At 36.8% G+C, this 14,368-nt stretch carries 13 protein-coding genes and 1 other annotated feature (1 of these 14 cut by a window edge); all 13 genes read right to left on the reverse strand.

Annotated elements, in window-relative coordinates; genetic code table 11:
* Positions 1 to 28 (reverse strand) — a binding site (T-box leader); it reaches 171 nt to the left of the window's first position.
* Complete coding sequence (locus RWM19_RS00910; protein ID WP_294023092.1) at positions 25 to 1,029, reverse strand: LacI family DNA-binding transcriptional regulator; 1,005 nt, start codon at positions 1,027 to 1,029, stop codon at positions 25 to 27. Its footprint overlaps the feature before it by 4 nt.
* Before the next feature lie 10 nt (positions 1,030 to 1,039).
* Positions 1,040 to 1,726 (reverse strand): hypothetical protein, encoded by a 687-nt coding sequence (locus RWM19_RS00915; RefSeq protein ID WP_294023091.1) that lies wholly within the window; start codon positions 1,724 to 1,726, stop codon positions 1,040 to 1,042.
* Positions 1,719 to 2,108, reverse strand: a complete 390-nt coding sequence (locus RWM19_RS00920; protein WP_294023090.1) for a DUF948 domain-containing protein — start codon at positions 2,106 to 2,108, stop codon at positions 1,719 to 1,721. Before RWM19_RS00920 ends, RWM19_RS00915 begins: the two co-directional genes overlap by 8 nt.
* 363 nt (positions 2,109 to 2,471) lie before the next feature.
* Positions 2,472 to 2,774 carry a CsbD family protein gene (locus tag RWM19_RS00925; RefSeq protein ID WP_294023089.1) on the reverse strand — a complete coding sequence of 101 codons (303 nt, stop codon included), beginning with the start codon at positions 2,772 to 2,774 and terminating at the stop codon, positions 2,472 to 2,474.
* Positions 2,775 to 3,022: 248 nt separating this feature from the next.
* Positions 3,023 to 4,402 carry a UDP-N-acetylmuramate--L-alanine ligase gene (gene murC, locus RWM19_RS00930; RefSeq protein ID WP_313982738.1) on the reverse strand — a complete coding sequence of 460 codons (1,380 nt, stop codon included), beginning with the start codon at positions 4,400 to 4,402 and terminating at the stop codon, positions 3,023 to 3,025.
* Between the two features lie 72 nt (positions 4,403 to 4,474).
* The gene (locus RWM19_RS00935) at positions 4,475 to 5,317 is read right to left on the reverse strand and encodes a hypothetical protein (RefSeq protein ID WP_313982740.1); all 843 of its coding nucleotides are present in this window, start codon (positions 5,315 to 5,317) and stop codon (positions 4,475 to 4,477) included.
* Between the two features lie 101 nt (positions 5,318 to 5,418).
* Complete coding sequence (locus RWM19_RS00940; RefSeq protein ID WP_313982742.1) at positions 5,419 to 6,093, reverse strand: hypothetical protein; 675 nt, start codon at positions 6,091 to 6,093, stop codon at positions 5,419 to 5,421.
* A 31-nt stretch (positions 6,094 to 6,124) separates the two neighbouring features.
* Complete coding sequence (trmB, locus tag RWM19_RS00945; protein WP_294024888.1) at positions 6,125 to 6,778, reverse strand: tRNA (guanosine(46)-N7)-methyltransferase TrmB; 654 nt, start codon at positions 6,776 to 6,778, stop codon at positions 6,125 to 6,127.
* 47 nt (positions 6,779 to 6,825) lie between these two features.
* Positions 6,826 to 9,048: a polyribonucleotide nucleotidyltransferase gene (pnp, locus tag RWM19_RS00950; protein WP_313982745.1), complete on the reverse strand. Its 2,223-nt coding sequence runs from the start codon at positions 9,046 to 9,048 to the stop codon at positions 6,826 to 6,828.
* Between the two features lie 90 nt (positions 9,049 to 9,138).
* Positions 9,139 to 9,804 carry a GIY-YIG nuclease family protein gene (locus RWM19_RS00955; protein WP_313982747.1) on the reverse strand — a complete coding sequence of 222 codons (666 nt, stop codon included), beginning with the start codon at positions 9,802 to 9,804 and terminating at the stop codon, positions 9,139 to 9,141.
* A complete protein-coding gene (locus tag RWM19_RS00960) occupies positions 9,804 to 13,247 on the reverse strand; it encodes an FtsX-like permease family protein (RefSeq protein ID WP_313982749.1) in 3,444 nt (1,147 codons plus the stop codon). Before RWM19_RS00960 ends, RWM19_RS00955 begins: the two co-directional genes overlap by 1 nt.
* Entirely contained in the window at positions 13,247 to 13,948 is a 702-nt protein-coding gene (locus tag RWM19_RS00965; protein ID WP_313982752.1) for an ABC transporter ATP-binding protein, read from the reverse strand. The genes RWM19_RS00960 and RWM19_RS00965 overlap by 1 nt, the downstream gene beginning before the upstream one ends.
* Before the next feature lie 73 nt (positions 13,949 to 14,021).
* Positions 14,022 to 14,288, reverse strand: a complete 267-nt coding sequence (gene rpsO, locus RWM19_RS00970) for a 30S ribosomal protein S15 (protein WP_313982754.1) — start codon at positions 14,286 to 14,288, stop codon at positions 14,022 to 14,024.
* Positions 14,289 to 14,368 lie beyond the last annotated feature (80 nt).

Consider the following 14,368-nt stretch of genomic DNA (forward strand, 5'->3'; position numbering starts at 1 on the left):
GACTACTCATTCTATTCAACGCTTTTAGTTCTTAGTTGTCTGTCTTGGAGTAAACAGATAACTTAATTCAATGCTTTCGCCCTTTTCTTCGTGATTTTCTTCTTCATTCTGCAATAACTTTGTCATAACACGCATTGAAACTGCGCCTAAGTCATAAGATGGAATGGAGAAACTAGAAATCTGCGGACGTACCATGGAATTATACTTCGTATCGAGTACACATACAACTTCCATTTCATCTGGAATGGAAATATTGTTTTCTCTACTAGCATTTAACAATGCGAAACATTGGGAATCTCTATTTGCGATAACAACATCATAACGATGGTCTTTCATCCACTTTGATAAGAATGCATAAGATGTACGTGCATCAGCAGGAATCGAAATTGCGCCAGTAAACTTCTTACCCCGAGCTTCATATGCTTTCTTCGCTCCAGCAACCATCTTTTCATACTGCTGTGGATTCTTACGATCTTCTAAGATACCAATGTTATCTTTACCTTCTTCTAAGAACTTCGAAACAAGTTCATAGACAGCTTTCTTAATATCGACATAAACACTACTGATACCCTTACCGTTAATCTTATTACCAATCACAACGATTGGGATATTGTATTTGCTTAGCGCATCCATATCACCAGCTACTAACTTATCATTGAAGATAACAACACCATCCACATGTGACTTGATAATGTCTTCAATCACAGTATTAATATCTGTAATACCAGCAGTGATTGTATGTAACATGATATTGTAGTTATAAATCTTAGCTACATCAATTAAGCCATTAATAACTTGGCCTGTATATGTAAAGCTTGCTTCAGGAACCACTAAACCGATAGAAGTAGACTTCTGTAATGCTAGACCTTGCGCAATCGCATTTGGTTTATAACCTAACTTTTCAACAGCAGCTTCAACACGCTCCTTCGTAGGTGCCTTTACAACGTTTGAACCATTGATTACACGGGAAACGGTAGCCAGCGAAACGCCAGCTTCTTTAGCGACATCGTAGATTGTTACTCGTTTCATCGTATACCTCCTACTTCTCATCCTTTGAATGAATCATATTTCTTACTGTTTCAATACCCTTATCTACAGCTTGTTTTGTAGTATCCTTCACTTTTTGAATCGTATCTTGCACATCAGGACGACTTACAAAATCATTTACCTTCGTAATTGTCTTTTGTGTTGTATCCTTGATAACATTTGTAATTTCTTTTGTCTTAGGTACGATATAATCTTTGGCTTGTTGATAAGCATCACTAGCCTTATCTGATACATCCTTAACTTTAGGGTCCTGCTTGAGTTCATCAAGTTTAATCATCGCTGTATCATAAGCCTTAGTCGCATTCTTTTTAATATAATCTAATGTCTTACGGATATCTTCGTTTTCGTTAAGCTTTTCAGCCTTTTCCTTTACAGCAGACGCTGCTTTCTTTGTCTTATCGACAACTTCCTCTTTAACCGTATTAAAAGTCTTCACAGTGGTATCCTTCATCTGTTGTAATGTTTCCGCATGTGGTGCAATAAAATCAGGAATCTTAAACTGTTCATCTTCTTTTTCAGAAGTTTCCTCAGTTGTAGTCTTTCCTTCTTCTTCCGTACTTAGTTCTTGAATTTTACGTTTAAGATCCTCAACTGTCTTTTGAATTGATTCAATAGGCTCAGTACTGTCATCAAACTCGTTGAATGTGGATTTTTCATCTTTCTTTAATTCATCAGCCATTTGTAGTCTCCTTTTCAACTTCCTGAACTTGTACAGGAAGATCTTCCTCTGGATTTACACCAGTCTTAATTGTTTGTTTCAATGAATCTAATTTATCATTTGCAAAATCTGTCATCTTGCCAATCGCAGCAGATGTCTTGTCATGAACCTTATCAAAGGTCTTGCTGTATTTAGCAACAGTATCTAATGGTGCTTGAACCTTCTCGATACTCTTATCCACTAAACGTAACGTAGGATCTAAACCTTCAATTGTTTTCCTTAAAGCGTCGATAGTCTGCCACAGCTTTCGTAATAAGATACACAAAAACACCAACGCTACTGCTCCTATAATTGGTAATAGTTGTGTACATACGATTTGTAAATCTTGTATCAATTGATCCATATGATTACCTCTTTCCACCATTATAGTCATTTATGAAAAAGTTTTCAATCATAGAATATGCTATTTCAAATAATCCTCACAATTGATAAATTCGCATTTTTATAACATTATTTAATATTTTCGGTGCAATTATCTACTTATTATTCGATTGTAAGTTTCAACATGAACATCCGTTTAATTATCATATATATGAAAGAATTTCAAAAATAAGTGGTTACGCTTACGATAATTTGTAGCAAATATATTTAAATCATATTTACGGTCTATCATTCATGCAATATAAATTTCTAATGCATATTATAGGCAATTAAAAAAGAGTCTTGTAAATTATTTAATACATTACAAGGCTCTTTGTTAAATAGATTATTCTTTGTCTTTGTTAACGATATTTTTGATACCGTCAATGGTACCTTCAACAGCATCCTTTACATTATTAGCGAAGTTATTTACCTTTTCAGCAACATCATCCTTATTTTCGTTAACAATATTCTTAACGCCATCTACTGTTCCTTCAAAAGTATCCTTAACACCTTCAGCTACTTCTTTAACTTTAGCAGTTACCTTTTCCGCAAATCCTTCTTTTTCTGTTTTCACATCACCAGTTAATTTGCCTACTTCTTCTTTTACTGCACCTTTTACTTGATCGATTTTATCATTCAATGACATAGTATGTCCTCCTTTTCTCGAACAATTTTGATCGTAGCTCTAATACAAATAGTAGAGTTTTGCATTGAGTATACTAATAATATGAGAAAAGTTGTCCCAAGTAGTTTCATATACTTTTTGCAAAGTCATCATAGCATACATATTGTATTTTATGTAATGATAAACATCTTAAGATTGAATAAATAACAAGATTTTAAAGTTATATATGTAAACAAAAACCGACTGGATAATCTCCAATCGGTCAATCACTATTGTACAAGTTTTGGCCCAATATCAGTTACATTACCAGCGCCCATGGTAATACATAAGTCGCCTTCTTCAAGATGACTACGTAGATAGTCTTCAATTTCCTCAAACGTTGGTAAGTAGAAGGAAGTTACTTTACTTTGATCCATTAACTTCGAGATATCTTCTGCACTAACACCTGTTGTATTCACTTCACGAGCAGCGTAAATTTCTGCAAGTATTACTACATCCGCATTCTCTAAAGCTTTTGCGAATTCAGGTAATAACGCAATTGTACGTGAATACGTATGTGGTTGGAATACAACATATAACTTTTTGTGTGGGTAGTGCTTTGCGGCATTGAGTGTTGCTTCAATTTCCTGTGGATGATGTGCATAGTCATCGATAACTGTCGCACCATTACACTTACCCTTATATTGGAAACGACGATCAACACCACTATAACTTACCAGACCTTGTTTAATGGCAGCGAAATCGATACCGATACTATATGCAGTCGCAATCGCAGCCAACGCATTATCTACATTATGCTTGCCTGGAACAAGTAGTTGTACATTACCCAATTTTTCATCCTTGTAATATACCTCAAAGCCAGGGTTTCCTAATGCATCGTACACAATATTTCTTGCATGCATATCACCATCTTCGCCAAAGGAAATGACTGTCCCTTTAAAATCACCAATTATATATTCTTTATCATGAATACTATGATTGATAACAAGTGTTCCACCTTCTTTAATGCCAGACGCAAACTTTCTAAATGATAAACGAATATCATCTATATCTTTAAAGAAATCTAAATGGTCTGCCTCAACGTTTAAAATGATTCCAACAAGTGGTTTTAGTTCTAAGAAACTATTTGTGTATTCACAAGCTTCTGTTAGGAATGTCTCTCCTCTTCCAACACGAATATTACCACCAATATGTGCAAGCATACCACCCAAGCTAATCGTTGGATCTGTATTAGCTGCCATCAAGATATAGCTTAACATCGATGTTGTAGTTGTCTTACCATGTGTACCACTGACAGCGATACTGCTCTTGTAGTTTTCCATCAGCTCTCCAAGTAATTCTGCACGTGTCATCATAGGAATCTTCTTTTCTACACTTGCTACATACTCAGGATTATCTGGATGAATCGCAGCTGTATATACAACAACATCAATATCATCTGTAATATTCTCTTTCTTTTGGCCACCGTAGAATACCTTCGCACCATGTTGTTCTAACATCTTAGTTAGTTCTGTTTCGTGGTTATCTGATCCACTTACATGAAAGCCACGATCTACCAACACTTTCGCAAGACCACTCATACTGATACCACCAATACCAATAAAGAAGATATGTACTGGCAAATTAAAATCTAATGTATATCTTTCCATAAGACCTCCATAAAATAAACGGTCGACATCGAAAGCGAATCTCTTTCAAACGTTAACGACCGTTTTGATTAACTATTTATGTGAACTGTGATCGTTCAACTTTGAACGAGAGATAATGGTTGTGCTATCTTCAGCAGTTTCTTTTTCCAAATCACCAAAGCTTAGATTTGGGAATAATTGGTCATCATTACCAAAATCAAACTCAGAAGTTGCTGTAGATCCAAACAAGTCATCATCTTCCTGCTTTGGTTCTTGATCACGAGTATTTAGAATATCATCTAAAGAGAATTCTGGAATCTCATCCTCAACTGTAGGTGATGGAATCTTTACAGGTTCACTCTTCTTCACTGTTTCAGTCACAACAGATTCTTCAACCTTCACAACTGGCTTAACTGGCTTTTCAACAGCGATACCATACATAGGTGAAAGAATTGGTGTCACATTCTTTTCAAACTTAGCTTTTTCCTTTTCAGTGAGTTTAGAAGTAGTTGTCTTAACCGCATCCATATCTTTTTCATCGATACCAAAGATAGGACTGATTACTGGGTTAAAACGATATTCCTTAGAAGGTTTAACTTCTTCACGTTTTACCTCTGGCTTAACAGCTGGCTTCTTTTCTACTGGTTTACTATCCTCATCATCAAGATTAATCATTGTTGACTTCTTAGGTTCATTATCTAAAAATACTGAGGATGTTTTTACAGGTTCTGGTTCAACCGGTGTTGTTGGTACTGGTGGAATCTCAGAAACTGGCTCAGGCTGAACTGGAATTTGTGCTGTCTCCTCTACAGGAGTTACTTGTGGTTGTACAGCAGGTGTAACTGGAGCAGAGGCTGAAACTTGTTCCACTTCAGTGTTGTCTTCTACAAATTCGTCATCATCCTCAAATAATAAGTTTTGTAATTTCTTGAGCATAAGGTCTATCCTTTCTTATATACAATAGTATTTTATTCTATTTCTCTTTCCTTGTTAAGTTATATATTATCATAAAACAAAGCGTTTTATTTATGATTTCATCAATTATCCGTTGTTTTATTCTTATCTTTTTTATTATCAATATGTGTTTTATCCTCAATCAGTTCTTGCAAGGTACCTTCTTCAGGTGCAATATCCTTATAAAGATTAATTGCTTCCCCTTCATAATCGATTGCGCTTTCATGTGAATACACTTGTAAAACAACATCTTTACGTACAATTACACTACGAGCAATAGAGTACATTTTTCCTGCTAGTTCTGTTGCATCACCAGCATATGTAACCCCAAAAAAATTCACAGTTGATGATGTAAAAAACACAGCGTAATGACGATCAACCTGATAAATTTCACATACATAACTTACCGATTCATCTAACGTATTTTGAAAGCTTCCTGTATTTTTCGCAATCGGCTTTTGTGTATAGATGGATTGTGCAATATCAGTTGAAGAATCCATAATTGCTTGAACATTTAGATTCATCACAAACTTTGTGGATTGATAGCTAAACGCATTCGATGTTTCAGTTGAACGATAATGTCCAATCGATGGTTCTGTATAGTAAGTATAAAATGGTTTTCGATGACTTGCACTTGGGACAGGTAAAGCACTCACTGCTGCAATCTCTTCATCCAGTCTTTCTTGCATAGTTTGACTAGATTGCATACAACCAGTTAATACAATACATAATAGGACTGTTAAAATCTTCTTTCCCATATCTTACCCCTTTGCATTATCGTATCACAGTTTATTTATGTCTGCATGGCTTGGCACAAAGTTGATAAATTGGTTGTCCAAGTTCCATAAAACGTGTTTCATACTCAGTAATCACGTCTTCCGCATGGTCTTTACGGCGGAAATCTACAGAGAATTCTGTGAGTGTAAAATCATTCTGTAAGAAATACAATACCGAATCTTCAAATAGATCTTTATTGTCTGTCTTCATACGGATATATCCATCTTCTGTGAGGATATTGCGATACATCTCTAAAAACTTTGCACTACTAAGACGACGTTTATGATTGCCTTTCTTTGGCCATGGATCAGAGAAGTTTAAATGAATGACATCAACTTCTCCAGTCGTAAACCACTCCTGTAATTGTTCGGCATTGGCAATGATAAAGCGTTTATTCTCTAGGAGTGGATTTTCTTCCTCTACCGCATGACGTGCAGCAACTGCACCAGCACTGACATCTTTTTCAATTCCTACCCACGCTTCATTAGGATAAAGTTTAGCCATACCGTTAAGATATCCACCTTTACCAGTACCAATCTCTAAATGTAATGTGTCGCGTTGTAGTAACTCTTTCCACTTACCTTTGTTTTCCACTGGGTTTTGATAGACAAAATCTCGATGTTCTTCAATCCATGGTTCTGCCCACTTCTTTTTACGCATACGCATAGTTACTTTCCCTCCGAAAAAGAAGGCTGTACGCCTTCTTTTATTGATTATTCAGCGTTTTCTTTTTTCTTGAAAACTCTGCGTTCCACGTTAGCACCTTCGCGCTTTTCATGGAAATTTGGTTTACCTTGTGGTTTAAAGTTCTTCTTTGGTTCTACATAGCCTTCTGGCTTCTCTAGACATTCCTTGGCAGAAACCTTAACCTTACCTGTTGCATCAACGCCAGTAACTTTAACCTTAATTACATCACCTATATGTAATGCATCCTGAATCTTCTCTACACGAGTCCAAGCAAGTTCACTGACATGGAGTAATGCATCTGTTCCTGGGAACAATGTTACAAAAGCAAATGATTCACGTACTTCTGATACTGTCGCATCATAGACATCACCAACCTTCGCTTCACGAATTAAGTCACCAACAATCTGCATTGCCCTATCAATCATATCCTGTTTTGTATGATAGAATACGCACTTACCATCATCTGTGATATCAATCTTGATACCATCACAAGCAGCGATAATCTTATCAATCTGTTCGCCACCCTTACCGATAACAACGCGAATCTTCTCTACTGGAATCATCATCTGAGCCATCTTTGGAGCCCATTCGGATACGTGATCACGTGGTGCAGAAATTGCTGTTTCCATATTGTCTAAGATTTCCATACGGCCCTTATGTGCTTGTGCTAAAGCTTCACGTAAGATTTCTTCAGAAATACCAGTTACCTTGATATCCATCTGTAATGCAGTGATACCATTACGTGTACCAGCTACCTTAAAGTCCATATCACCATAGTGGTCTTCCATACCTTGAATATCTGTCAAGATAGAATATGTATCTCCAACTGTAATTAGTCCCATCGCTACACCAGCTACCATTGCCTTAATAGGAACACCAGCAGCCATTAATGACATTGTGCCTGCACAAATACTTGCCTGTGAAGAAGAACCATTTGATTCTAATACTTCAGCACAGGTACGAATTGCATATGGGAATTCTTCTGCTGTAGGTAATACCTGCAAGAGCGCTCTTTCACCTAAAGCACCATGACCAATTTCACGACGTCCAGGAGAAGACATACGTCCAACTTCACCAACAGAGAATGGTGGGAAGTTATATTGATGCATAAATCTCTTTTCTGTTTCTGTTGTTAAGTCATCAATCAATTGTGCATCGCTTAATGGACCTAATGTTGTTACAGATAATACCTGTGTCTCTCCACGCGTAAACATTGCAGAACCGTGTACACGTGGTAATAAATCAACCTGTGAATCCAGCGGACGAAGTTCATCTAATCCACGTCCATCTGGACGAATCTTTTCTTCAGAGATTAAACGACGTACTTCACCTGCTTCAACTTCAACACCATATTCATGTGCTTGTTTAACAGCCTTTTCACGTGCCTTATCATCTTCCCATTCTAACTTCGCAACTTCTTCTTCCATTTCGGCAATCAATTCATCAATCTTGCCGTAACGTTCAAGTTTACCCTTGATAGAAACTGCTTCACGAATACGCTGTGCACCCTTTTCATCAACCAGTTGCTTAACAATTGGGTTGATTTCATATAAGGAGACTTCCATCTTTTCCTTTGCGCAAGCAGCAATAACTTCTTCTTGAATAGCGCATAATTCCTTGATTGCGTTATGACCAATCATCAATGCCTTAAGCATATCTTCTTCTGATACTTCCTTAGCGCCTGCTTCAACCATGTTGATGGCGTTCTTTGTACCAGCAACTGTTACATTTAAATCAGAATTCTTTTCCTGTTCAACGCTTGGGTTAATGATGTATTCACCATCAACACGAGCAACCATTACACCAGCTACAGGTCCGTTAAACGGAATATCTGAAATACATAGTGCTAATGATGAACCGAATAAGGATGCCATCTCAGAACTAGCGTCTGGATCGCATGATAAAACTGTATTAACGATTTGTACTTCATTACGGAAACCTTCCGCAAATAAAGGACGAATTGGTCTATCAATTAAACGTGCTGTCAATGTTGCATGTTCTGTTGGTCTACCTTCACGACGTGTAAACCCACCAGGAATTTTACCAGCCGCATACATCTTTTCCTGATATAAAACTGTTAATGGGAAAAAATCTGTATCCTTTGCTTGGTTGTTTGCTGTTGCTGTAGATAGTACTGTTGTATCCGCATAGCGAATGACTACAGAACCTCCTGCTTGTTTGGCAATTTCACCGTTTTCGACTGTCAATGTACGGCCATGAAATTCCCAACTCTTCTTGTACTTTTCCATTTTTCTTCTAACCTCTGTCTGTTCTCGACTTTTCAAATTTTCAACATTCCCATTGTATCACAGCCACACTGTAAATTGAATATGTCTTTATTATGCTTCGATACACCAAAGACCATGTTGATTACAGTATGCATAGACCGCAATGACAGGCTCATCTTGATAGAACTTTACTTCTGGTTTTTCACCTTCATCAAAATATACAACACGATAACCCTTTTCATATTGTAAAATCACAAAGGCAATATGATGGTCAACTTCCATTGGATGATCATCACTGGCAATATTCACCGAGAAAAAATCTCCATTACGATTGATAACCGGTTCATGAGTTTCCCAATCTTCGTTATTTTGAACCGGCAATTCAACAAATACTTCGTCCTTACATAAAATCTCTGCAGCCACATCATTCATCTCCATGATGACCTTACCGCTACTTGGCGCATAGAGAATGTGTAATCCACGGTTGAACTTTGCTCTTTTAAATTTCTCTTTATCAAATAGTTCCACATTTGTTAATGGACTTTTAATCAACTGTGCTTTTTCTTTCTTTGTCATTTGTTTGATCCTCCATTCTCTTCGCATCGCTCCCTTCTTTGTCGCATGCATTTCATAATATGCGATGCGTAAAGGACGATGTGACTTTGTATACTTTGCCCCTTTTCCATTCAGATGAGACTGAAATCTTTTTTCTAAATCATTGGTCCATCCTGTGTAATACGTATGGTCTTCACATTCTAATATGTAGGTATAATTCATTATTCCACACTCTTTAGACTCTCTACCATCTGGATGTCATTTAGTCTCTTTGTCATCATACGATTTACAATCACACTAAATAGTATCGTTAAAACAAATGCATATAAGAAACTTATCCATTTGATAGTTCTACCAAACATCAAATAGTCCATCTCAACCGTACGCATAATATAACGATGTAATGCAATACCTACCGGAATTCCAACAATACCACCAATTACAGCAAGCAAATTATTTTCTTTAAAGATATACTTCTTTACTTCATTTCTTCTAAAGCCAAGAACTTTTAAGGTCGCAATTTCACGCTGTCTTTCACTAATATTGACAGTAATTAAATTACTGAGTACAACAAATGCCAGTAACATACTCGAGAAGATAAGTACCCAGATAATTCCATTTAAACCTTTGACCATAGAATAGAAGTTATCCAGTAGTCCACTGTATAAAGTAACACCCTCAACACCTTGTATTGTTGATATCTGATTTGCCAATAACTTCTGTGCTGCCTCATCACCCATTGTAGATAGATAAACAGTATTAATACCAGCATCCTTGCCAAATACTTCTTCATAATATTTGCGGCTCATCAAGACAAAGTGATTGACATACATCTCAGTGATACCAGTGATGTTTACCTCATGGGGATTTCCTTCCACATCTTCAATTGTAATCTTATCTCCAATATGTACCCCCAGATTCTCCGCCAACTTCTCGTTGATGATAACGCCATCATCTGTAAGTGAAATAGATTTATGACCAACACGTGTACGCAAGTTAAACTCGCGACTTACATTTTCTTTATCAAACACATGCACAGTTGCCGTCTCATCTACTTTATCATCATATGTTTTTGTCGTATAAACAAAACCCATCTGTGCATCCGTAACATTCTCAGTTGATTGAATCTGTTTTAGTGCCTCTGCTTTTACTTGATTACTTGCGTCATCTTCAAAACTAACCATGCCATCATACTGGATAATTTCTTTAAAATTAATATCAACCATGTTAGAAATGGAATCACGAATACCAAATCCAATTAACATGAGTGCAGTACATCCTGCTACACCAATGATTGTCATAAAGAAACGCTTCTTATAACGAAAGAGATTACGCATTGTTACTTTATCTGTAAAACTAAGATGATTCCAAATCAATGGAATATTTTCTAAGAACGTCTTCTTACCCATTGGTGGTGCTTTCGGGCGCATCAGTTGTGATGGAACATCCTGTGTATCTGCCTTGCATGCAAACCAAGTCGCAATACCCATCGCAAAGATAAATAACATCGCAGTAAACCCAATGAGTCCCATTGGAACAACAAAACGAATCGAAGGTAAGATATACATCATTCTCCATGCATGATAAATAATCAGTGGAAAAGAGCTGAGTCCTAGAATACTTCCTACAACAATACCGATAATCGTTGCGAAAATTGCATAAAATAAATACTTCGATGTACACTGCCACCTTGTATAACCAAGCGCACGTAGAGTACCAATTTCATTACGTTGTTCTTCAACAAGACGTGTCATTGTCGTCAAACATACAAGAGCCGCAACTAAAATGAAAAATACTGGGAATACATGAGAGATAGCTTCCATTTGATGAATCGTATTTTTGAAAGTCACACTTGCATAATGAGATTTACGGTCGAGTATCGTCCACTTACCTTCTGCTAAATCATCAATTTTCTTTTTCGCATCCGCTAGTTTTGCCTTAGATAGATTCAATTCTTCTAATGCATCATTTAACTTCTTCGTACCTTCTGTAATTGCAGTATTTAATTGCGCTTCTCCATCCGCAATCTGAACTCTAGCATCTGCTAGCTTATTTTCGTTTGCGAATATTTCTTGCCAACCAGCATCAATCGTAGCTTGACCATCCGCAATCTTTTGATTAAGTGTTGCTTGTCCTTGATCAAGTTGTTGTTGACCTTGGTTAACTGCAGCCAATCCATCTGTGATTTGTTGTTGGGATGCAGGAATTATCACCGTCAAAGCATTCTGAATTGTAGCTAAGTTAGTAGTATATTGCGCTTGTAAGTTTTGTAACTCAACCAATCGATCTTCTTTAGTAGATGCGGTTAAAGAGAAGTTCTGGTCAATTTGTTGTAAGCGATTATCCAAAGCAGTTTGTAAATCACCGATTGTTTTACCAGCATATCCTTCTGGAAACATTGCATCACAAAGCTGTCTTAAATCAGAACGAAACATAATTAAAAGCGATAAAGATGTTGATGGACTGATTCCATAATGTGCGATTCCCTGACGAAATTGAATTTCTGTTTGATATAACGTAATCGCATCTGGAAGCGCAGCTAAGGCTGTTGTTAAGTCTTGTTCATTCCGTTCAAGACTTGTCTTTTGGGTATTTAAAGATTGCTGACTGGATTGTAGTGTTGCACGGTTCTGGTTGAGAATTGCTTGTTGATTATCAATCTCTGTCTGTCGATTCACCTTTTCTGTATTTAATGTACTCTGTGCATTGTTTAGATTCTCTTTGGCATTTGCAATCTCTACTTCGCCAGCTGATACACTCGCTCTACTGTCAGATAATTTTTGTTGCGCATCCGCAATCTCTTTTTGATAGGCATCTAATGTGTCCTGGTATTGTTTTGTCCCATCGATATACTTCTGCATACCATCGTTATATTCATGCTTTGCATCTTCTTTAATTTTAAGTGCAGTTGCTTTTTCTTGTGTTTTTGCAAGTTCTTCAATCTTCTTTTTGACATTTGCGATATATGTTTCATATGAATCCGAAAAAGAAGATAGACCTTTGCCATCATCTGTTAAAATATTTACTTCTAAATAATTTGAAGAGTCAAACGCAGTCGAAGGAATGTATAGATACGAATTAATTGGCAAGTTATCCAATGTACTAGTTTCCTTAGACATGTTGAGATACAACGGTGTATCAATAACACCAACTACAGTCACTTCCTGCACAGGTAAAACCCCACTTCGAGAGCCATCTGGAAGCGATAGTTTTACTGTATCTCCTACTTCAAAACCAGACTTTATATTTCCGTTTCTTTCCGCAACAACCTCATGGTCATTTTCAGGCATACGACCTTCTACAAGTTTAAAACGATTAATTGTATGTGTTGAATCATATGAGTGTATACGAACAAGCTGTGTCCCTTTTTCATCTGTCGCAATTTCATCTACGAAGTATGCAGGTTCAACTGTATGTACTGAATCAACTTTCTTTAAAGCTTCAATATCATCCTCTTGGAAACCATAATTGGAATAGATTGTAAAATCCTTTAGTTCATAACTATCATCATAGGAATCAACACTAGCAGCCATCATCGGTGCACTAGCACTAACACCAATAAAGAACGCAACACCAATCGATACAATTGCGGATAGCGAAAAGAACCGGCCTTTTGTCGATTTAATTAAGCGAAATACATTTTTATGAAATACTTTTTTCGCCATTACCACTCTATCTCCGTTATATCCTTTGGATGATCATTCTTTTCCATAGAGATGACTTTTCCATTTTTCACATGGCAGACTAAATCTCCCATCGGACAGATGGCTAGATTATGTGTAATGATAATAACCGTCATACCATGCTTACGTGCTGTATCCTGTAGTAATTGTAATATCTGTTTCCCTGTTACATAGTCTAGTGCACCAGTTGGCTCATCACATAAGAGTAACTTCGGATTTTTAGCAATCGCTCTAGCAATCGCTACACGCTGTTGTTCTCCACCAGATAATTGTGCAGGAAAATTATTCATACGATCTTGTAAGCCCACTTGTGCCAAAACTTTTCTTGGGTCCAGAGGGTTTTTACAGATTTCTGATGCTAGTTCTACATTCTCTAGAGCAGTTAGATTCTGTACTAAGTTATAAAACTGGAAAACAAAACCAATATCAAAACGACGATAGTCCGTTAACTCTTTTTCATTCATCGCATCAACATGTTTTCCATCCACAATAACAGATCCACTTGTGACAGTATCCATTCCACCGAGGATGTTTAAAATTGTACTCTTACCAGCACCACTAGCACCAGCCACAATGACAACTTGTCCCTTTTCTACTTCAAAGTTGACACCATCCAATGCATGAATATCAATTTCACCAACATGATATGTTTTTCTCACTTCTTGAAATGTAATATAGCTCATGTCTTATGTCTCTTTTCCTATCTAATTGTACACCTGAAGTACAAAAAAAGCAGTTCAATGACTGCTTTCACAATTACTTTCTTAATCCTAACTTCTGAACTAATTCACGGTAACGGTTAACATCATGCTTCTTAAGGTAGTCGAGCATCTTTCTTCTACGACCAACCATCTTTAATAGACCACGGTTAGAAGAATAGTCCTTCTTATTAGCCTGCATGTGTACTGTTAATGTGTTGATCTGGTATGTTAATAGAGCAACCTGTACTTCAACAGAACCTGTGTCGCCTTCCTTACGTCCAAAATCTTTAGTAATCTGTGCTACTGTTTCCTTTGTTAACATTTTATTTTCCTCTTTCTTTCTATAGAACTTCCAAACCGAGCATAACTTTTGAGGATACGTCATCCCCAGCAAGAAAGCCT

The organism is uncultured Solobacterium sp. (assembly GCF_963517755.1).
In the GTDB taxonomy this organism is placed as follows: domain Bacteria; phylum Bacillota_I; class Bacilli_A; order Erysipelotrichales; family Erysipelotrichaceae; genus Bulleidia.

Excerpts from the sequence above, each read along its gene's own strand:
- RWM19_RS00940 (WP_313982742.1), bottom strand. The coding sequence starts at position 6,093 with ATGGGAAAGAAGATTTTAACAGTCCTATTATGTATTGTATTAACTGGT.
- RWM19_RS00960 (WP_313982749.1), bottom strand. The coding sequence starts at position 13,247 with ATGGCGAAAAAAGTATTTCATAAAAATGTATTTCGCTTAATTAAATCG.
- RWM19_RS00915 (WP_294023091.1), bottom strand. The coding sequence starts at position 1,726 with ATGGCTGATGAATTAAAGAAAGATGAAAAATCCACATTCAACGAGTTT.
- pnp (WP_313982745.1), bottom strand. The coding sequence starts at position 9,048 with ATGGAAAAGTACAAGAAGAGTTGGGAATTTCATGGCCGTACATTGACA.
- rpsO (WP_313982754.1), bottom strand. The coding sequence starts at position 14,288 with ATGTTAACAAAGGAAACAGTAGCACAGATTACTAAAGATTTTGGACGT.
- RWM19_RS00955 (WP_313982747.1), bottom strand. The coding sequence starts at position 9,804 with ATGAATTATACCTACATATTAGAATGTGAAGACCATACGTATTACACA.
- RWM19_RS00925 (WP_294023089.1), bottom strand. The coding sequence starts at position 2,774 with ATGTCATTGAATGATAAAATCGATCAAGTAAAAGGTGCAGTAAAAGAA.
- murC (WP_313982738.1), bottom strand. The coding sequence starts at position 4,402 with ATGGAAAGATATACATTAGATTTTAATTTGCCAGTACATATCTTCTTT.
- RWM19_RS00935 (WP_313982740.1), bottom strand. The coding sequence starts at position 5,317 with ATGCTCAAGAAATTACAAAACTTATTATTTGAGGATGATGACGAATTT.
- RWM19_RS00920 (WP_294023090.1), bottom strand. The coding sequence starts at position 2,108 with ATGGATCAATTGATACAAGATTTACAAATCGTATGTACACAACTATTA.
- RWM19_RS00965 (WP_313982752.1), bottom strand. The coding sequence starts at position 13,948 with ATGAGCTATATTACATTTCAAGAAGTGAGAAAAACATATCATGTTGGT.
- trmB (WP_294024888.1), bottom strand. The coding sequence starts at position 6,778 with ATGCGTATGCGTAAAAAGAAGTGGGCAGAACCATGGATTGAAGAACAT.
- RWM19_RS00910 (WP_294023092.1), bottom strand. The coding sequence starts at position 1,029 with ATGAAACGAGTAACAATCTACGATGTCGCTAAAGAAGCTGGCGTTTCG.